General features: G+C 45.6%; 21 protein-coding genes and 1 tRNA gene. 16 read left to right on the top strand and 6 right to left on the bottom strand.

Annotation, left to right across the window (positions count from 1 at the left end):
• Window positions 1–114 precede the first annotated feature (114 nt).
• The 14 genes from D3H65_RS22385 to D3H65_RS22320 all read left to right on the top strand — a co-directional run bounded on the left by D3H65_RS22385 (window position 115) and on the right by D3H65_RS22320 (window position 15,411).
• Window positions 115–3,297, top strand: coding sequence for a TAT-variant-translocated molybdopterin oxidoreductase (locus tag D3H65_RS22385; RefSeq protein ID WP_119052455.1), 3,183 nt, complete (start codon window positions 115–117; stop codon window positions 3,295–3,297).
• Between the two features lie 92 nt (window positions 3,298–3,389).
• A complete protein-coding gene (nrfD, locus tag D3H65_RS22380) occupies window positions 3,390–4,838 on the top strand; it encodes an NrfD/PsrC family molybdoenzyme membrane anchor subunit (RefSeq protein WP_119052454.1) in 1,449 nt (482 codons plus the stop codon).
• 117 nt (window positions 4,839–4,955) lie between these two features.
• Window positions 4,956–5,549: a DUF3341 domain-containing protein gene (locus D3H65_RS22375; protein WP_119052453.1), complete on the top strand. Its 594-nt coding sequence runs from the start codon at window positions 4,956–4,958 to the stop codon at window positions 5,547–5,549.
• 19 nt (window positions 5,550–5,568) lie between these two features.
• Window positions 5,569–6,216 (top strand): c-type cytochrome, encoded by a 648-nt coding sequence (locus D3H65_RS22370; protein ID WP_119052452.1) that lies wholly within the window; start codon window positions 5,569–5,571, stop codon window positions 6,214–6,216.
• 35 nt (window positions 6,217–6,251) lie between these two features.
• On the top strand, window positions 6,252–7,487 hold the full coding sequence (locus D3H65_RS22365; protein WP_119052451.1) for a quinol:cytochrome C oxidoreductase: 1,236 nt from the start codon (window positions 6,252–6,254) through the stop codon (window positions 7,485–7,487).
• Window positions 7,488–7,561: 74 nt separating this feature from the next.
• Window positions 7,562–8,704, top strand: coding sequence for a cytochrome c oxidase subunit II (locus D3H65_RS22360; RefSeq protein WP_119052450.1), 1,143 nt, complete (start codon window positions 7,562–7,564; stop codon window positions 8,702–8,704).
• A gap of 55 nt (window positions 8,705–8,759) precedes the next feature.
• On the top strand, window positions 8,760–10,580 hold the full coding sequence (locus tag D3H65_RS22355; protein ID WP_119052449.1) for a cytochrome c oxidase subunit I: 1,821 nt from the start codon (window positions 8,760–8,762) through the stop codon (window positions 10,578–10,580).
• Between the two features lie 42 nt (window positions 10,581–10,622).
• On the top strand, window positions 10,623–11,522 hold the full coding sequence (gene cyoE, locus D3H65_RS22350) for a heme o synthase (RefSeq protein ID WP_119052448.1): 900 nt from the start codon (window positions 10,623–10,625) through the stop codon (window positions 11,520–11,522).
• A gap of 73 nt (window positions 11,523–11,595) precedes the next feature.
• Window positions 11,596–12,162 carry a cytochrome c oxidase subunit 3 gene (locus D3H65_RS22345; protein ID WP_119052447.1) on the top strand — a complete coding sequence of 189 codons (567 nt, stop codon included), beginning with the start codon at window positions 11,596–11,598 and terminating at the stop codon, window positions 12,160–12,162.
• Window positions 12,163–12,216: 54 nt separating this feature from the next.
• Window positions 12,217–12,891 carry a cytochrome c oxidase subunit 3 gene (locus tag D3H65_RS22340; protein ID WP_119052446.1) on the top strand — a complete coding sequence of 225 codons (675 nt, stop codon included), beginning with the start codon at window positions 12,217–12,219 and terminating at the stop codon, window positions 12,889–12,891.
• Between the two features lie 36 nt (window positions 12,892–12,927).
• Window positions 12,928–13,380 (top strand): cytochrome C oxidase subunit IV family protein, encoded by a 453-nt coding sequence (locus tag D3H65_RS22335; RefSeq protein ID WP_119052445.1) that lies wholly within the window; start codon window positions 12,928–12,930, stop codon window positions 13,378–13,380.
• Window positions 13,381–13,511: 131 nt separating this feature from the next.
• Window positions 13,512–14,324, top strand: a complete 813-nt coding sequence (locus tag D3H65_RS22330; RefSeq protein ID WP_119052444.1) for an SCO family protein — start codon at window positions 13,512–13,514, stop codon at window positions 14,322–14,324.
• 6 nt (window positions 14,325–14,330) lie between these two features.
• A complete protein-coding gene (locus D3H65_RS22325; RefSeq protein ID WP_119052443.1) occupies window positions 14,331–14,915 on the top strand; it encodes a DUF420 domain-containing protein in 585 nt (194 codons plus the stop codon).
• Between the two features lie 25 nt (window positions 14,916–14,940).
• Window positions 14,941–15,411 (top strand): hypothetical protein, encoded by a 471-nt coding sequence (locus D3H65_RS22320; protein WP_119052442.1) that lies wholly within the window; start codon window positions 14,941–14,943, stop codon window positions 15,409–15,411.
• Window positions 15,412–15,489: 78 nt separating this feature from the next.
• Here the strand turns inward: D3H65_RS22320 and D3H65_RS22315 are convergent, their stop codons facing one another.
• The 5 genes from D3H65_RS22315 to D3H65_RS32995 form a co-directional block, all read right to left on the bottom strand.
• Window positions 15,490–15,885 (bottom strand): MGMT family protein, encoded by a 396-nt coding sequence (locus D3H65_RS22315; RefSeq protein WP_119052441.1) that lies wholly within the window; start codon window positions 15,883–15,885, stop codon window positions 15,490–15,492.
• The gene (locus D3H65_RS22310; protein ID WP_245999773.1) at window positions 15,860–16,012 is read right to left on the bottom strand and encodes a DUF5522 domain-containing protein; all 153 of its coding nucleotides are present in this window, start codon (window positions 16,010–16,012) and stop codon (window positions 15,860–15,862) included. Before D3H65_RS22310 ends, D3H65_RS22315 begins: the two co-directional genes overlap by 26 nt.
• A gap of 28 nt (window positions 16,013–16,040) precedes the next feature.
• Window positions 16,041–16,838, bottom strand: coding sequence for a tRNA (guanosine(46)-N7)-methyltransferase TrmB (gene trmB / locus D3H65_RS22305; RefSeq protein WP_245999562.1), 798 nt, complete (start codon window positions 16,836–16,838; stop codon window positions 16,041–16,043).
• 14 nt (window positions 16,839–16,852) lie between these two features.
• Window positions 16,853–17,371 carry a hypothetical protein gene (locus tag D3H65_RS22300; protein ID WP_119052438.1) on the bottom strand — a complete coding sequence of 173 codons (519 nt, stop codon included), beginning with the start codon at window positions 17,369–17,371 and terminating at the stop codon, window positions 16,853–16,855.
• A gap of 351 nt (window positions 17,372–17,722) precedes the next feature.
• A tRNA-Asp gene (locus D3H65_RS32995) sits at window positions 17,723–17,885 on the bottom strand.
• Window positions 17,886–18,039: 154 nt separating this feature from the next.
• Between D3H65_RS32995 and D3H65_RS22295 the strand changes: the two genes are divergently transcribed.
• Together D3H65_RS22295 and D3H65_RS22290 are read left to right on the top strand one after the other, a co-directional pair.
• Window positions 18,040–18,510 carry an Lrp/AsnC ligand binding domain-containing protein gene (locus D3H65_RS22295; protein WP_119052437.1) on the top strand — a complete coding sequence of 157 codons (471 nt, stop codon included), beginning with the start codon at window positions 18,040–18,042 and terminating at the stop codon, window positions 18,508–18,510.
• A gap of 92 nt (window positions 18,511–18,602) precedes the next feature.
• Complete coding sequence (locus D3H65_RS22290) at window positions 18,603–19,019, top strand: hypothetical protein (RefSeq protein ID WP_119052436.1); 417 nt, start codon at window positions 18,603–18,605, stop codon at window positions 19,017–19,019.
• A gap of 65 nt (window positions 19,020–19,084) precedes the next feature.
• On the opposite strand, the gene D3H65_RS22285 is transcribed toward D3H65_RS22290, so the two are convergent.
• The gene (locus D3H65_RS22285) at window positions 19,085–20,182 is read right to left on the bottom strand and encodes an ABC transporter permease (RefSeq protein ID WP_119052435.1); all 1,098 of its coding nucleotides are present in this window, start codon (window positions 20,180–20,182) and stop codon (window positions 19,085–19,087) included.
• Between the last annotated feature and the right edge of the window lie 23 nt (window positions 20,183–20,205).

The raw sequence follows: 20,205 nt of genomic DNA, 5'->3' as shown, positions 1-20,205 counted from the left end.
AGGTTTTCAAAAGCACAAATAAAGGTTCAAGCGTTGAAGATGTAGTCCGCTCATTAAAAAAACTACGGCCTAATTTTCAAATTATCAAATTGCCTAATTCTCAAATTAATATAAATGGCTAAAAAAAAGTACTGGCAGAGTTTTACAGAGCTCAATAACAGTGAAGCCCATCAGCAGTTGGCCAAAGATGAATTCCCCGAACCATTACAGTCTCAGCAAACTGAAAGCAGCGGATTAGCCGATGCTTCCGCTACCCGCAGAGACTTCTTAAAATATCTTGGCTTTAGCACCGCTGCTGCTATGGTGGCTGCCAGTTGCGAAACGCCTGTACGTAAGGCTATCCCCTATGTAAACAGGCCCGCAGACCTTATACCAGGTGTAGCTGATTATTATGCTACCACTTACGTAAGTGGTGGTGAGGCCATTCCGGTAATAGCCAAAGTGCGTGACGGACGCCCCATCAAAATAGAAGGTAATACCTTATCATCCTATACAAAAGGCGCTACAACTGCCCGCGTACAGGCTTCCGTACTGGACCTGTATGATACAGCCCGCTTAAAGCATCCCATGGCCAACGGTTCGGCCGCCAGCTATGAGTCCATCGACAAAATGATCGGTGATGCACTGGCTGTACTGGGTGGCGCTCCTGTAGTAGTACTTACCGGTACTGTTACTTCTCCCACTACCAAACAGATCATCGCTGAATTCCTGGCCAAATACCCCGGTAGCCGCCACGTTCAGTTTGATGCAGTTTCTTATAGCGGTATCCTGCTGGCCAATGAAGCTACCCATGGTGTAAAAGCCATCCCTTCTTACCAGTTTGAGAATGCCAATGTAATTGTAAGCTTCGGCGCCGACTTCCTCGGTACCTGGCTCAGCCCCATCGAATTTCAACGTGGTTATACTGCCGGCAGGAAAGTGGACGAAAAGAACCCTACTTTAAGCAAGCACTACCAGTTTGAAAGCATGATGAGCATGACCGGTGCCAATGCTGATGAGCGCTTTACACACCGTCCTTCTGAAGCTGGTGTAGTAGCTGCTGCCTTACTGAGTGCCGTAAACGGACAAGGTGCTGCAGGTGTTACCGGCAAGCTGAAAGAGGGTATTGAGAAAGCCGCCAAAGACCTGACTGCCAACAGAGGCAAAGGACTAGTGGTGAGCAACAGCAATAATCCCAGCATTCAGATCATTGTAAATGCTATCAACGAAGCGATCGGCGCTTATGGTTCTACCATCAGCTTTGGTTCTACCATCCTGTCTCACCAGGGCCTCGACAGTGATATCGCTACCCTCACAGCCGATATGGAAGCTGGTCGTGTAGGTGCACTGCTGGTATACGGTGTAAACCCCGCTTACGAATATTTTGATGGCGAAAGATTCAAAAAAGCCCTTCAGCGTGTAAAAGTGTCTGTATCGTTCAATGACAGGCAGGATGAAACAACGAAGGAATGTAAATATATTCTGCCCGCTCCTCACTTCCTGGAGAGCTGGGGCGATGCTGAACCTAAAGCAGGTTTATTCAGCATGATGCAGCCTACCATTGCTCCCTTGTTCCAGACAAGACCATTCCAGGATTCTCTCCTGAAATGGGCTGGTAATGCTGTTACTGCTTATGATGTTTACTTCAAGAACTACTGGGTTAACCGTCTGGGTGGTTACGATCTCTATACAAAAGCACTGCAGGATGGTGTGATCGAAGCAGCCCCTGCAGGTACAGCCCCTGCCTTCAACGGTGGCGCTGTGGCACAAGCTCTATCAACCGCTGCCGCACTGAAGAAATCAGGCCCTGTGGAACTGGTGATCTACCAGAAAGTATCCTTGGGCGATGGTAAGCAGGGTAACAACCCCTGGCTGCTGGAAATGCCCGATCCTATTACCCGCGTAAGCTGGGACAACTATGCTATCATTTCTCCGGTAATGGCGAAAGAATATGGCATTAACCTGAGCGATCGCTGGGAAGCTGATAAATATGAGATCAACCCCGGTAAGCCTGTTATAAAGCTGAAAGTGGGTAACAAAGAGATTTCCCTTCCCGTAATTGTTATTCCTGGAATGCAATCCAATACCATTGCTGTGGCAGTAGGTTACGGAAGGGCTAAGGAGATCGGCAGATCAGTAATTACCATGGATAACACATCCCTCGGTAAGAACGCTTATCCTTTCACCAGCTACAATGGTTCTACCATCGAGTGGACGGCAACAGATGTTACAGTTGCCAAAACTGAAGAGATTTACAAAGTAGCCATGGTGCAAACACACAACAGCTACGAAGGCCGCCAGGAAGTACTGAAAGAAGTAACCCTGAAAGAATTCAAAGAAGATCCCAAAGTAATATATAACGAAAGGGCCAAGGAGCTCGAGCCCTGGGGTGGTATCAACGATTTCGAAAAAGAAGGAACATTGTATCCTGCTTATGATCGTCCCGGTATCAAATGGGGAATGAGTATTGACCTCAACAGCTGTTATGGTTGCGGCGCCTGCGTGGTAGCTTGTAACGCTGAGAACAATATTCCTGTGGTAGGTAAGCGTGAAGTAATGCGCTACCATGATATGCACTGGTTGCGTATTGACCGTTATTTCAGCGGCAATCCTGAGGATCCTGAAAGCATCCAAACAGTATTCCAACCCATGCTTTGTCAGCATTGCGATAATGCGCCTTGCGAAAACGTTTGTCCCGTAGCCGCTACCAACCACAGCAGCGAAGGATTGAACCAAATGACCTATAACCGTTGTATCGGTACGAGATATTGCGCTAATAACTGTCCTTTCAAAGTACGTCGCTTCAACTGGGCCGACTATATGGGAGCCGACAGCTTTGCCGATAATCAGCGTCCGCTGGTAGAAGAAGGCAAACTGGATGATGTGGTGCTGATGATGAACGACGATCTTACCAGGATGGTATTGAATCCTGACGTAACCGTACGTAGCCGTGGTGTAATTGAAAAATGCTCCTTCTGCGTACAGCGTTTGCAGGAAGGCAAGCTGAAGGCCAAGAAAGCCGATCGTCCGCTGGAAGATGAGGATGTGAAAACAGCTTGTCAACAAGCTTGTGCCGCTGATGCCATCGTGTTTGGTAATGCTAACAATCCTAAGAGTGCTGTGAGCCAGGTGCGTCAGCAGAACAAAATGCGCCTGTTCCATGCACTGGAGCAAATTCACGTACTGCCCAATATCAATTACCTGGCTAAAGTGCGTAATACCGATGAGATCAGCAACCATGGTGTATTGAGCGGAGAAAAGGTTGTATTGGCTGAAGCACATGCAACGGAGAAGAAAGAGGCTGCCGGCCATCATTAGAGCAAACAGTATTTGAAGCGTAGATAAGATAAGGTCTAAAAACTAAAATTTTCAGCTAAAGCCTAAAAGCTGATAGCTAAAAGCTAATAAACATGGCATCAAAGTACGAATCGTTAGTAAGACCCCCATTGGTGGATGGCTCGAAGAATTATCACCAGGTTACGGAAGATATAGTGCGCCCTATTGAAGCGCCTCCTACCCGTGCGTGGTGGATTGGCTTCATTATCTCCGTCATCCTGTTATTATTCGGTGTGTATTCCATCTACCGTGAAGTAACCTATGGGGTGGGTCAGTGGAACCTTAATAAAACCATCGGATGGGGTTGGGATATCACCAACTTCGTGTGGTGGGTAGGTATCGGTCACGCCGGTACACTGATCTCTGCGATCCTGTTGCTTTTCCGCCAGGGATGGCGTACAGGTGTAAACCGTGCTGCAGAAGCCATGACCATTTTTGCCGTAATGTGCGCGGGCCAGTTCCCGATCTGGCACATGGGCCGTGTGTGGATGGCCTTCTTTGTACTGCCTTACCCCAACACCAGAGGTCCGCTGTGGGTGAACTTCAACTCTCCGTTGTTGTGGGACGTATTTGCCATCTCTACCTACTTCACTGTATCACTGTTATTCTGGTACTCTGGTCTGTTGCCTGACCTGGCTAGTATCCGTGACAGGGCTAAACTGAAGTGGAGAAAACATATGTATGGCGTACTGTCATTTGGTTGGACCGGTTCTACCAAACACTGGCAACGCCACGAAAGTTTATCACTGGTGTTGGCCGGTTTGAGTACCCCACTGGTACTGTCTGTACACACCATCGTATCTTTTGACTTCGCCACTTCCGTAATTCCGGGATGGCATACTACCATCTTCCCTCCTTACTTCGTTGCGGGTGCCATCTTCTCCGGTTTCGCCATGGTGCAAACCCTGTTGCTGGTAACACGTAAAGTGTTGAAACTGGAAGATTATATTACCATCGAGCACATCGAGGTGATGAATAAAGTAATCGTGTTGACCGGTTCTATAGTAGGTATCGCTTACTTAACAGAGCTATTCATCTCCTGGTACGGTATCAACAAATATGAGAACTGGGCTTTCTTCCAGAACAGGCTGAACCTCTTCAGCCCCTACGGCTGGAGCTACTGGTTGATGATGGGCTGTAACGTGATCTCTCCACAGATCTTCTGGTTCCGCAAGATGAGAAGGAATATCGCAGTTACATTCTTCATGTCTGTGATCGTGAACATCGGTATGTGGTTCGAGCGTTTTGTGATCATCGTAACTTCTATCTACCGGGATTATATTCCCAGTAGCTGGGCTACCTACTATCGCCCCACCATTTGGGAAGTTGGTTTTTACATGGGTACTTTCGGGTTGTTCTTCACCTGTTATTTCCTGTTCTCCAAATTCTTCCCGGTTATCGCTATCGCAGAGATCAAGCATATCCTGAAAAGGTCAGGAGAAAACTATAAGAAGAAAATGGTGGATGTGGAAGCAAAAGATGTGGAAGAATATTTCCATGAAACACAACACGCTCACCATTAATAAATGATGGAAGTGAAGCATTGAGTGAAAGAATAGAAGAGATGGAAATGATCAGATGCTAAATTGTTCAGATTAAGAAACCAGGTATAAAGAGATCAGAAATTTTAAAATTCTTATATGGCGGTTAAAAAATTTGTAGTGGGCTGCTTTGAGGAAGAAGATGTACTGTTTAATGCAGTAAAAAATGTGCGCAAAGCCGGTTATAAACTGCATGATGTATATACCCCCATGCCTATCCACGGATTGGATACAGCTATGGGCCTGCGCGATACCAGTCTTCACACTGCCGGGTTTGTATACGGTATTACCGGTACAACCATAGCTTTGAGTAGCATCTCCTGGATCTTTGTAAGGGACTGGCCAATCAATATTGGTGGTAAACCTCACCTGGCATTGCCAGCCTGGATACCCATCACGTTTGAGTTTACCGTATTATGTGCTGCTGTAGGCATGGTATTGACCTTTTGCTACCTCTGTCAGCTGGCTCCTTTTGTAAAGAAGCACCATTTCCATTTACGTGCTACCGACGATAAGTTTGTAATGGTGATCGAGTGCACCGACAAGACCAATGATGCAGAAGCAAGTACTTTCTTGTCCGGTCTCGGAGCTACAGAAGTAAATGTACAACATGCCGAAACCGGTTGGTGGTTAGGTCGTTATGACAAGGAAAGCAAACTTTACGCAGACAAAACGGAAACTGTAACAGCATAATCTCTGAATATTCAGTACGATGAAAAAATTATCAATCATAATTGTTTTAGTAGCCCTGGTAGCCTGGAGTTGCAACGATGTAAGGAGAAGTCCCGGTCGCGTTTATATGCCGGATATGGCTTATAGCCGTGCTGTGGAAACCTATTCTTCCCTGGATACTTTGCATGCGCAAGGCATTAATTACTATGCGCTGCCTGTACCCGGCACGATCAAGAGAGGTGAATTACTTCCTTTCCCGCTGCCCATGGATAAACAAGGTGATTCTACCAATTACGTATTGGCAAAACAAATAGCTAATCCATTGACTGTCCTGAGCCCCAAACAGCTTACGGAAGCAGAACGCTTATACCTGGTCAATTGCGGTATTTGTCATGGTAAAGCATTGGATGGAAATGGTGTGCTGCACAAAAGAACCGATGGCACAGATGGCCCTTATGGCGCTGCACCCGCTAAACTGGTAGGCAACATTAAATATGAAGACATGCCTGCAGGACAGATGTTCTACTCTGTTACTTATGGTAAAGGACAAATGGGTAGTTACGCTTCACAGCTGAGCACCACACAAAGGTGGATGGTGATCCAGTACATCAAGGCTAAACAGGCTGAATCAAAAGGTGGTACTACTACAGCTGCGGCAGCGACTGCTGATACTACTGCAAAAAAATAACTGATACGAGATACTGAAAATATAAAAAGTTGATAATGGCTTCAAGAGAATTTTTTGAAATACCCAAGCGATATAAAACCTGGTCAACAGGTTTGATGGGAGTAGGCGTATTGTCAGTGATCATTGCATTTATCGCTTATGGAAGAGGCGAACATCCCCAATTATTTTGGGGCGCCCTGTTGCAGAACAGCGCTTTCTTCCTGCTGGTAGTAAACACCGCTATGTTCTTTATTTGTGCTACTACTCTTGCTATGGGCGGATGGCAAATGTCATTCAGAAGAGTTACTGAAGCCATCTCAACAGCAGTTGCACCTATCGGCATCATTACTGGTGTTGTATTGCTTTGTCTCGTATTTGTACCCGGCACCCATGTATACCACTGGCTGCATCCCGAAGGTGATGCCATCCTGGAAGGCAAAAAGGGCTTCCTGAATGTTCCCTTCTATACTATATGGAGTGTGTTGACCATTGTATTATGGTACGCATTGGGTAGAAAAATGCGTCAGATTTCCCGCTCCCTCGACAACAATCCTTTACCGGATGTTGAAGCTGGTCGTAAGTATATTTTTAAGAACACCGTTTGGGCTTCTTTGTTCATTGCTTGGTTTGGTTTGACTGTTATGTCTACCATTCCCTGGTTCTGGCTCATGAGCATTGATGCACACTGGTATTCTACCATGTATAGCTGGTACACTTTTGCCAGCACCTTTGTTTCCGGCATGGCATTGATCGCTCTCTTTGTGATCTTCATGAAAAACCAGGGTTACCTGGAATACACTAATCATGAACATTTGCATGATTTGGGCAAGTTCATGTTTGCCTTCTCTATTTTCTGGACATACCTGTGGTTCTCTCAGTACATGCTGATCTGGTATGCCAACATTCCTGAAGAAACAGTGTACTTTAAGTCACGTATCTCTGCACAAGGTCATAAGGGCGGAGCTTATAGCGGTATCTTCTGGTTCAGCTTTATTATTAACTTCCTGGCTCCCTTGTTGATATTAATGCGTCGTGGCTCTAAGAGAAATTATACGACCATGGTATTTATGGCAGTAGTGATAATTATTGGTCACTGGCTCGATTTCTACCAAATGGTGTTTGCAAGTATTGATCCTGAGCATGTGAACCTGGGTATGCTGTTGCTCGATTTCGGTATCGCAGCTGGTTTTGTGGGTATCATCCTGAATTCTACAGGAAACGCCATGAGCAAACATCCGCTGATTGCCAGGAACCACCCGTTCATAAAAGAAAGTATCATACACCACACCTGATTGTGTCGAAACAAGTGTGTGTTGTTCAATAGCATTTAAACTTTGATAGGTCGAATTAAATTTATTGATTGATCATGACAACTACTGGAATACTTCTGTTAGCGATTCTCATCCTGGGCTTTCTGATCACGTTTCAGATTGCCAAGGCCAGTGAGTATGTATCTGTGCTGAAAGGAGAGAAGAAGGCTTTCGAGCAAAACAACAGGATCAATGCGTTTTTGATGGTAGTGTTCCTGGTGCTGGGACTGGTGGGCGTTTGGTGGTGCAATAAAATGCTCTATCCTAAAACCCTGATGCCATATCCTGCAGCCTCCGAGCATGGTAAGAATATTGATACCATGTTGATGATTACCATTGCCATTACAGGTATCGTATTTGTAATTACGCAGGTACTGTTGTTCTGGTTTGCTTTCAAATACCAGCACAGTGAAAAAAGAACGGCTTTCTATTATCCCCATAATAATAAGCTGGAAGTTTTGTGGACCACCGTTCCTGCCATTGCACTTTGCGTACTCGTAGGGTTTGGTTTGTTCTATTGGTTCCGTATGACAGGTGATGCGCCTGAAAATGCTATGCAGGTGGAGATCACCGGTAAGCAGTTTGGCTGGATCTACCGCTATCCGGGTAAAGACAACACATTCGGTAAGAAATACTACCGCAATATTGATGAAGCAACCGGCAACCAATTGGGCTTGCTCTGGACTGATACCACCATCATTAAAAAAGACAGGGACAATAATCCTGTTGGTGAAGCTAAACTGAAAGCCGATCCTGCTGGCTTTGATGACCTGGTAGACAATACCGCTATGTACCTGGTAAAAGGGGTACCTGTAAAATTGATCATCAATTCACGTGATGTAATTCACGACGTTGGTTTGCCACACTTCCGCCTCAAGATGGATGCGGTGCCTGGTACGCCTACCACCATGTGGTTTACCCCTCAGTATACTACAGAGGAGATGAAGAAGATCACCAACAATCCCAAATTTGAGTATGAGATCTCCTGCGACCAGATGTGTGGTAACGGGCACTACTCTATGAGGGGTGTTATTAAAGTGGTAACTCCTGAAGAGTTTATACTTTGGAAAGCAAAAATGAAACCTGCCTATGCAATAGCGTTTCCGGCTCCTGAAGCTGCGAAGCCCGCTGCAGACAGCACAGGAGCAGCAGCAGGTGTAAAAGATACCCTTAAAACGGTAGCTAGCAGCCATAAGTAATATGGCTTTGTGAAGAAAAGAAACAGCATTAACATCGTCTATTAAATAATATATCATGAGCAACGAAGCATTGCACGGGCATCCTGAGGTAGTCACCACGCATGATGTGCACCACGATGAGCATCATGTGCATCACCATAAAGAAACCTTTATTACCAAATACGTATTCAGCCAGGATCATAAAATGATCGCTAAACAGTTCCTGATTACGGGCATGGTATGGGGTATCCTGGGTGGTCTGATGTCTGTGCTATTCCGTTTGCAATTAGGTTATCCCGACCAAACTTTTCCCTGGCTGGAAGACATCCTTGGCCGTTGGGCCAAAGGTGGAAAGATATCTGCCGAAAACTATTATGCACTGGTTACCATGCACGGTACCGTACTGGTGTTCTTCGTGTTGACAGGTGGCTTGAGCGGTACTTTTGCCAACTTCCTCATCCCCCTGCAGATCGGCGCCCGTGATATGGCCTCCCCATTCATGAACATGTTGTCTTACTGGTTTTTCTTTGGCGCCAGCGTGGTGATGGTTTCCTCACTCTTTATCCAAACCGGTCCATTCAGTGGTGGTTGGACCGCCTATCCTCCGTTGAGTGCGCTGGGTGATGCTTCCCCCGGTTCCAAAACGGGTATGGACCTCTGGATCGTAGCGATGGCCATGTTTGTGGTATCCTCCCTGTTGGGTGGTTTGAACTATATTTCTACCGTATTGAATATGCGTACAAAGGGTATGGCTATGACAAGGATGCCGCTGACTATGTGGGCCCTGTTCTTTACCGCTGTACTGGGTGTATTGTCCTTCCCTGTATTGCTTTCAGGTTTCATTCTGTTGTTATTTGATCGTCACGGAGGCACCAGCTTCTATCTGTCTGATATTTATATAACTGCTACCAAACAAGCATTGCCTAATGAAGGTGGTAGCGCTATTCTGTATCAACACTTGTTCTGGTTCCTGGGTCACCCCGAGGTATACATCATCTTGTTGCCTGCCATGGGTATGGCTTCAGAGATCATCTCTATCAACGCACGTAAACCAATCTTTGGGTATATGGCGATGGTGGGTTCTATTTTCGCCATCACCATCCTGGCCTTCCTGGTATGGGCGCACCACATGTTTGTGACTGGTCTCAATCCGTTCCTGGGATCAGTATTCGTACTCCTCACCCTGCTGATTGCCGTGCCTTCAGCCATCAAAGTGTTCAACTGGCTCACCACTATCTGGAAAGCCAATATCAGGTTTACCCCTGGTATGATGTTCGCCCTCGGCTTTGTTAGCCTGTTCATCTCTGGTGGTCTTACAGGTATCTTCCTGGGTAACTCTACACTGGATATTCACCTGCACGATACTTATTTTGTAATTGCGCACTTCCATATTGTAATGGGTGTTTCTGCCTTCTTTGGCATGTTTGCCGGTGTATACCACTGGTTCCCCAAAATGTATGGTCGCTTCCTGAACAATACCATGGCCTATATCCACTTCTGGGTAACCCTGGCAGGCGCCTACCTCATCTTCTGGCCTATGCACTATGAAGGTTTGGCCGGTATGCCCCGCCGCTACCTGGATTACTCAGGCTGGGAATCATTCAAACATTTTGCTGAGCTCAATAAGTTCATATCCACTGTAGCGATGATCGTTTTCGCAGTACAATTGATGTTCCTGTTTAACTTCTTCTACTCTATTTTCAAGGGCAGAAAAGTGACCACACAGAACCCATGGGGTGCAACTACCCTGGAATGGACTACACCTATCAGACCCGGACACGGTAACTGGCCTGGAGAAATTCCGGAAGTACACCGCTGGGCATATGATTATAGTAAAGATGGACGTGATTTTATTCCTCAAACGGAGCCTATTGGCCCTAACGAGAGTAAGCACTAAGTCTGCATTCGCCGAAAGGTGAACTCACAAAACCTAATATCGATGCAGGAGGAAACCGTGAAGCACAATAGCTCTTTAACAATAGCCGGTAAGGTACGGGACTATATGTTGCTGATTAAGTTCAGCCTCAGCTTCATGGTGGTGTTTTCTGCTGTAATTAGTTACCTGCTGGCTCCGAAAGTGGTGGTGTATGATTGGGCCATGATCATCTGGCTCTTTGTAGGCGGTATGCTGGTAACAGGTAGCGCCAACGCAGTGAACCAGGTAGTGGAAAAGGATACCGATGCCATGATGAAGCGTACGGCCAAAAGGCCCGTAGCGTCTGGTAGAATGAGTATAACAGAAGGCTGGGCCTTTGCAATTATAACAGTGGTTGCCGGATTGTTGATCCTGGGTTATTTTTTTAACCTGTTGTCCGCCATCGTCGCTGCTGTAAGCTGGTTCATCTATGCTTTCATGTATACACCATTGAAAAAGGTAAGTGCAGTTGCCGTATTACTGGGAGCCGTACCGGGTGCATTGCCTTGCCTGATTGGCTGGGCAGCCGGACAGGATGAACTGAGTGCCGGCGGATGGGTACTGTTCGCCATTCAGTTTTTCTGGCAATTCCCGCATTTCTGGGCCATCGCCTGGATTGCGCATACAGACTACAGCAAGGCGGGGTTTAAACTGATGCCTTCTGTGGAAGGGCCAGGTAAGTATTCGGCCATACAGTCTATCATTTACTCCCTGGTATTGATACCGGTTGGCATCTTGCCATACCTGACGGGAATGAGTGGGATGGTAAGCTTCTGGATCATTGTAGCTGCCAATATTTTCATGACCTGGCAAAGCGTACGGTTGTATCGTGAGATGGAAGTAAAAGCCGCCAGGAGGGTGATGTTCAGCAGTTATATCTATTTGCCGATCGTGCTGTTGGCATTGTTGGCTGATAAATTATAGCGTATAAGTCAGCGATTGACATAAAAGAAGAAATGAACTTGTGTAACAGATTTTAATATTGAACTGATTTAGAATGAATATTGTGAGTACGCATCAACAAAAAATACATCCCCACAAGTTTACCTTGTGGATTGCCATCGGCAGCATCATTATGATGTTTGCCGGGCTTACCAGCGCCTACATCGTAAAAGGGGAACAGCCTGGATGGACTACCGTAGTGGTGCCGAAGATCTTTTATTATTCAACGGCCGTTATGCTCATCAGCAGCCTGACCATGCAGGTAGCCCTTAAATCATTTAAGGAGCGGAATATGAAACAATACCGCAGCCTGCTTACCGTAACCGCTGTATTGGGTGTGGCGTTCATTGGCATGCAGATCATTGGTTTTAAAGATCTGTTCCAATCTGGTGTGAAACTGGAAGGGGGATCAGGAGCAGGGCAATTCCTGTATATCATTTTTGGCTTGCATGCCCTGCACGTATTGGGCGGAGCCATTGCCTTACTGATCATGTTCTTTAAAGCATTCAGTGCGAAGATCAGGAGTTATAATTCGGTACCCGTAGAAGTAGTAAGTACCTACTGGCATTTTGTAGACCTGTTGTGGATATACCTGTTCGTATTCTTTTTGTGGAAAGGGTAGTCCTGAGCCGTCAATTATAGAAAACATTTTTTGAGTATAAATTAATAGCAACACATGGCACAAGCAGTACCAGCGAATCAAAAATGGTGGGGTGGCGGAAGAAGTCCCTTCAATGTGGAATATGGCAAGCTGATGATGTGGTATTTCCTGATGAGCGATGCCTTTACTTTTGGCGCGTTCCTGATTTCTTATGGCACCGTACGATTCTCCAGCAATGGCTGGCCTGATCCTAACCAGGTGTTCTCTTCCTTTCCTTTTGCAGGTCATACACACTTGCCCCTGGTATTTGTGAGCGTAATGACTTTCATTTTGATCATGAGTTCTGTGACCATGGTGTTGGCAGTAGGCGCCGGTCATCAAAATAACCGCAAAGAAGTATTGAAATGGTTATTCTGGACCATCATAGGCGGTCTTGCTTTCCTCGGTTGTCAGGCTTGGGAGTGGCATCACTTGCACGATCAGGGCGCTTGGTGGGGTAAGAATCCATTCCCCAACTTTGGTGGTACAGAATCATCTACCAACTTTAGCAACTTCTTCTTCACCATTACCGGATTCCATGGTTTCCACGTATTCTCTGGTGTCATTATCAATATTGTTATGTTCATCATGACCTACAGGGGTGTATTTGACCGCAGAGGGCATTACCTGATGATCGAGAAAGCTGGTCTGTACTGGCACTTTGTGGACCTGGTTTGGGTATTTGTATTCACCTGTTTCTATTTGTTCTAATTTTGATTTGATCAACGCCAACCGCAAAATATTTATATGGAAAAGTTTGAAACAACACATACTGAAGAACACGGACACGGAGCGAAGCATGATTTTGATACCAAGGCCATCTGGAGAACCTTCTGGATCCTGTTAGGTATCACTTGTGTAGAGCTGGTAGTAGGTATGTTCATTGCACCCCATTATCACTCCTTGAAATTGATGTTCAACATACTGTATATCATTTTCACCGCTGCCAAAGCCTTCTATATCATTGCCGAATTCATGCACTTGCGTCATGAGATCAAGAATATGATCATGACCATTGCTGTACCTGCCTTGTTGTTCATCTGGTTTATTGCCGCTTTTCTGTGGGATGGTAATTCCTACAAGAATCTCCGCAATAACTATGATCCGCATCACAAAGAGCAGGGGACTACCATAGTAGCGCCCAAAGCAGCTCATGGTGAGCATGCAGAAGAAGCACACAAGCCTGAATCTGTGCATTAAACACCTGTAAAGGGTACTCATATAGTTCAAGGATCCCGCCAAGTGGCGGGATTTTTATTTATTGGCCTTTTCCAGCCAAAACCAGCATTGCATCGTTTCCTGTGGTAACTTTGCGCAGCAAAATAAATAACGTGAGCCAGAAAGCTTTGTTAGCCTTGTGTATAGCCATCCTGCTGCCGGTAGCCAGTTATTTTATTGTAAAAACGGCCAGCCGGGATGCCATTGCTATGCCCCGTAAATACTATCCCGAAACGACTATTGATACTGTGATCAATGGCAAAAAAGTGACCGATACCGTGTGGTACCAGTTGGCCAATGCCACCTTCACCAACCAGCTGGGCAAAAAAGTAGAACTCGATGAACTACGGGGCCGCGTTATTATTGCCGATTTCTTCTTTACACGCTGTCCCTCCATCTGCCCTACCCTTACGCGTAATATGAAAAGCTTGCAGGTAAGTTTGAAAATGAAAGACATTACCAAGCGTATTGATACCACTTTTGTTCAATTTCTTTCCTTTAGTGTTGACCCTGAAAGAGACTCTGTTCCAGTGCTCAAAAAGTATGCAGACAGGTACGGCGTTAATCATGATGTGTGGTGGATGCTCACCGGACCTAAGAAAGAGATCTATGATTACATGCTGAACGAGATCAAACTGCCTGCCCAGGATGGTGGTACAGTGGATTCCATGTTCATCCATACCGAGAAATTTGTGCTCATTGATAAGAAAGGTATCATTCGTGGCTATTACAACGGACTCGATACCGTGGCTTTGGCCAAATTAGCAGAGGACCTTACCCTGCTGATGCTGGAAAAAGATAAAAGAGAGTCTTCACCCGTACTGGCTGAGTTGCTTTCTCTTTGGCCCATCTTCCTGATGGTCATTGCAGGGGTAGCCATATTTCTTTGGGTAGTACGCCGGCCACGCACAAACACCAAACAATAATATTTTATGTTAGCGCCCGTTTTGCAGAAAAATGATAAAAAAGCCTGGTGGCTTATAGGCATTGTATCCTTCGTGGTATTTGCTGCTGTTGTGTTGCTGAGCCGTATTAAACTGGAAGTTGACCTTGGTTTCAATGTACATGCATTTGCTACATTCAATGCCATTGTCAACTCTATAGTGACCGTATTGCTCGTAGCGGGACTCATCACTGCCAAACGCAGAACCCTCGGGGCGCACAAAAAGATCATGATCACCGCCATGATCCTCTCTGTGCTTTTCCTCGTATCCTATATCTGCCATCACCTTTTTGCAGGCGATACAAAGTTTGGAGACCTTGACCATAATGGGATCGTCACCGAGGCTGAGAAAGCACAGGCTGGTGGGCTGCGCATGTTCTATTATATCATTCTTATCACCCATATTCCCCTCGCCGGGATCATATTGCCATTCATTCTTTTTACAGCCTATCGTGCCCTGATAGGTGAATACCCCAAACACCGGAAACTGGCGCGTATTACCTGGCCCATATGGTTCTATGTAGCTTTTACCGGTGTGCTCGTATACCTCCTTATTAGCCCTTATTATAATTAAGTATATTGGGTTTAAAAGCTGCTATATGCAACAGGATTCCTTCAAAGCATTGAAAATACTGCACCTGGGAATAACTGGTGGCTTGCTCATCTTTACAGCCGCTATGCTGTTTCTTTTCCAAATGGGTAAATTGAAGCCAATTGATCCAACCATGGAAAGGACCTTGCAGGTGGTGGCAGTATTGTGCTCTGTTGCGTTGCTCCTGATCGGCTTTAATCTCTTCAAACGAAAAATGATGGAAGCTCGTAATAGCACCGGATCCGGTGAAACGAGGATGGGGCTTTATCGTACTGCCTGTATCATCTGGTGGGCCATGATAGAGGCACCGGGGCTGCTGGCTGTGGTTTGCTTTTTTATTACCGGCAATTATGCCTTTCTGGCTTTAGCAGTATTTCATGTGTTGGTGCTGCTGTTGTTCATGCCCCGTAAGGAGAACATTATCGTTTTGTTGAACCTCAATGCTAAAGAAGTGGAGCAATTGGAAGGAAAGAACTAGCCTGCCGCCCTGTCTTCCCAAGACAGAGCTCCTGACACCTGGTTTTCAACTCCGAACTCTCGACTCTAAACTCCTGACTCAAATAAGTTCACTGGCAGGGTCCCAGAATAATTCTTTAAAGTTGACAACCGTATCTTTCTTCACTTTGATACCTTCTTTTTCCAACAGCTCTTTCATGCGGGTAGGCGTGGCAAAATGGTGCTTTCCGCTAAGCATTCCATTGCGGTTTACCACGCGGTGAGCTGGTATTTTGGGCTTTACCCTGTCGGCCCCATGCATGGCCCAACCTACCATCCGGGAGGATGATTTGGCGCCCAGGCAGGCTGCTATTGCCCCATAAGAAGTGACTCTCCCCTTCGGTATCTGCCGGGCAACTTCAAATACCAATTCAAAGAAAGTTTCTTTGCGACCTGCAGGCGTAAGATTAGCCAGCTTTTCAGAGGCTGGTTTACCGGGTGTTTTGCGTGTAGCCATCTTGTTGTCTTTTGTTCAGCAAAGTGCTACGGCGAGGCTCAGGTACCTGGATGTAATCAAAGGGGCAATGCAGGCAACCATTTCCGCAACAATGCCCCCGCTCCAGGTGATACCGGGCCGTTAGCACCACGTATCCCTGTTCATTATAATAATAATCAACTCCTTCTATCAGTTCCTTCTTCAAGTAGCAATTCTTTTAAGGCTTCATTTTTATCGGGCAAGGGTGTAGTCGGCAGGCTGAACTGTAAATAATGTATCCGGTTACTCTGTGCTATGTCCAGGCTTTCGTAATGCGTTTTGATCTTCAGCGTTTCACTGATATCCTTATTGGCGTATACATCGTCCATATCCTGTACCAACGGCAACTCATGCAGGTCGATGACCCATTTGGTGAACCTGTATAAACTCGGCGAATCTGTTTTCAGGTTAATATAACCTCCCGGGGCCAGTATTTGTTGGTACATCCGCAGGAATTTGGGATGTGTAAGCCGCTTCTTAGCTTTGCCTGTACGCAATTGGGGATCGGGGAAGGTGATCCAGATCTCCGACACTTCGCCGGGTGCAAAATAGCTGGCGATCTTGTCGATCTGTGTCCGCAGAAATGCCACATTCGTGAGATTTTCCTGTAGTGCTTTTTTAGCCCCCACCCAGATGCGATTGCCTTTGAGATCGATCCCCAGAAAATTTTTATCCGGGAATAATCTGCCCAATCCTACCGCATACTCCCCTTTACCACAGGCGAGTTCCAGCACCAGTGGGTTATCATTATGGAAAAAATCCTTCCACTTCCCGGGCATATTTTCCGGGTATTGCAGCACATTGGGGAAGGTGGTCATTTCTGCAAAGCGTATTAACTTCTTATGGCCCATGGGCGCAAAAGTAGCGAAATCAAAAAACCCGCTGAAAAGAGAAACTCTTTTACAACGGGCTTTGCCGGCCGCAGAGGTGCCCAAGGGGCTACGGATTCTTAATCTAAATCGTTGCTATTGTTGTCGCAGGTGTATTTGATCTCCTCAGCTGAGTTATAGAAAAATACGGGTCCGCCACCAGAGGTCATCGTTGATACAGGATAAGTAGTGGGCAGGTTTTTGCTGTTATAACTGAGCGCTGTCAGATAATTATTCTTGCTGTAATCGCGCATCATGAAAGCCAGTACCAGGCTGGTGCGGAGGAAGTTGATCTTGTTGTCATAGGTTACGTTCGACCTGATGAGGTTGTCATTGGCATCGTAGCTATAGCCCTTCTCCATTACGGATTGAGGAATACCCATCTGGGGGTTACTTTGGATAATGCTTACCGGGTCGCCCCATGCATTGTGTGTGAAAGTTGATACATTGGTTTCCACAGGGTAGGATGGATTATACTGATACTTACTAATGATTTGTTCGATCTTGCAGTATACTTCAAATTGCCCCCTTTTTTTACAGGACAGCGAAAACAGGACAGCGGATAAAGCTGCCAAACGAAGAAGGTTTAATGATTTCATGAATGAAAGGTTTAAGGTATTGATAATAATAGGATGTTCTAAGTTAACTATTATTTTAAATTAGCAAACCTTCATAAGCTATTTAATTATGAGCAATATGTGTAAACCAAGGCACACGAATGCCAGCCTGGGGATCAGGAGGAAATAAAGAAGAAAGATCAGGAATTGGAGTAGGAGGATACCGGAGAATCCGTTGGCAAAGTAGAAGGAGCAATTAAATAGTAGAGGTAATAAAGATAAAAAAGAGAAGGTATTTTACCCAAATGGGAAAGATTAAAAAGAGTGGGGAGAGGATTAAAAAAAGTGAAACCCTCCCGGAAGAATCCGAAAGGGTTTATGTGTTGCTTGCTCTGGCTGTAGAGGGAGGATTCGAACCTCCACGGGGCAGTTAGCTGTAGCGCAATCTGTGGTGGTCAACCCCAGTCATCCCGAAGGACGGCATTACACTACGTTTATCCTGTGATCCCCGCCCCCGAGACAAGGGGGCATGTCTGCCAAGTTCCATCACTCCACAGTATCTATGTACCTTGTTTTAAAGAACGATCACAATGCAATATTAAAGAAATATGCCTATTCGTTGAGAAATATTCAATAAAAATTTTGAAAGTTTCGAGATTATACAAATATTTGTACAATTGTTTGATGTTTTACAAAAAAACGATTGCTAAATGGGATCTAAATTGAATCTTGATAAACTCGATTTACAGATCATTCACGAGATGATGGACAATGCCGAGATTTCTTATGCAGACCTTGGTAAGAAGTTATTCGTTTCGGGAGGCACCATCCATGTGCGGATCAAAAAACTACAGGAAGCAGGGGTAGTGAAAGGTACTAAATTAAACGTGGACCTGAAGCAAATGGGCTATGATGTAATAGCTTTTATTGGAATATATCTTGAAAAAAGCTCACTCTATGACTCCGTAGCCAAGGAGTTGCAAAAAATACCTGAAATTACCCGCCTCAACTATACCACTGGCAATTACAGCATGTTTGCGGAGATCATTTGCCGTGATATTAATCAATTGAGGTTTGTATTACACGATGAATTACAGAAGATCAAAGGCATAGAACGTACCGAAACTTTTATATCCCTGGAAGAAAGCTTTAACCGTAATGTGCAGGTAATGGCGGGATAAACTCACGGGCATTATACAATAAAATTGATGTGCTGAATAAGCCAATTAAATATTAGCTTTAAAGGGAGTTCCATTACAATACCTATTGCAACATGAAAAAGATCGTATTATTAAGCCTTACAACCCTGTTTTTCCTGGCCACTATTTCTTCCTGCAAAAAGGGCGGAGGTGGCGGCAATAACAATTGCAGTGAGACTGCCATGACAGTGAGTACTACCCCGGCCAATGGCAGCACTGAACCTGCGGGGCCTGGTCCCAACTTCGCTTTACAGGTAAATATCTCTGCCAGCCTGCCTACAGCAGGTGTTACCATTGAGGTCTCTGCCGCGCCTGAAGCAGGAGGAACTGCCTTCTTTACTCAAACGCTGCCAGATGTAAAAACGGCGATCAGTAATTTCAGTATTACCAATACCCCATCTGCAACTCCCAGTATTGTAAAGATTACGATTACCTCTAAAAGCTGTGCATCCAATAAGTGGACTGGCAGCTACCGTTATTCCAGAAAATAAATAGAAACAAATTCATACATGTCCGGGCTTGCTGACAAAAGTCGGTTATCCCGGACTTTTTCATTTTAAGCTTTTACCTGCAAGGCATCTCTTAGTCCGTTGCCTAGCATATTGAATGCTAGTACCAGCAGCATAATAGCAAAACCCGGGGCCAGGGCCAGCATAGGATTATGGGTAATAATGAAATTATAGTTCTCCTTGATCATTAAGCCCCAGCTCGGTTGCGGAGGCTGCACACCCACACCCAGGAAGCTGAGGCCCGCTTCAATCACAATAGCCGATGCAAAGTTGGAGGCGGCCACCACCATTACAGGACCCATTACATTAGGCAGCACATGACGTACAATGATCCGTGGATGAGAAAATCCCAATGCACGCGCAGCTTCCACATATTCCATTTCACGTACACTCAATACCTGACCCCGTATGATGCGCGCTACATTGACCCACATGGTAAGACCAATAGCTATGAATACCTGCCAGAAGCCTTTTCCCAACATAAGGGTAATGGCGAATACCAGTAATAAAGTAGGAATACTCCAGATAACATTGATAAACCACATAATGGCATCATCTACCCATCCCCTGAAATACCCAGCCAGCGAGCCCAGCAATACCCCAATGCTCAGGGATATCAATACCGTCACCAATCCTACACTCAGGCTTACACGTACCCCTACCAATAGCCTGCTAAGGATATCGCGGCCGTATTTATCCGTACCCAGGTAAAATGTTTGGGTGATGATATTAACCATCCCGTTTGAATAGCCATCATGAAAACTGGTGGCAGAATAGGGATAGGCTATCCGCTCCGTAATTCCTTCATCTATAAATTGCTGAATAATGAGGCTGTCCTTTGTCTTGGTATAGCTGCTGATGGGGATGTATTGATACCGGTCTTCCCGGCCACTCATAAGGCGTGTAAAAAAAGATACTTTTTCAAAAGAGCGTTCTTTGGGGAGCAGGAGGAATTGTTGTTTATGACCAGGCTTTTGTCCGCCAATCTCTACGATCATCCTGTTGGCATTGGGTGTACCATCAGGAGCTAGTACATAGGCCAGTAATGCCACGAATAAGGCCAATATGATGATCACAATGCCAAATAGGGCGCCTTTGTTACGCTTCAGTCGTCGCCAGGTAGAACGTGTAGTGGCAGTAGCCATGGGTGAAAATAGTGTTTTGTAAA

The sequence above is a fragment of the Paraflavitalea soli genome (genome assembly GCF_003555545.1).
GTDB lineage: Bacteria > Bacteroidota > Bacteroidia > Chitinophagales > Chitinophagaceae > Paraflavitalea > Paraflavitalea soli.
This window is presented reverse-complemented; position numbering and strand designations above follow the sequence as displayed.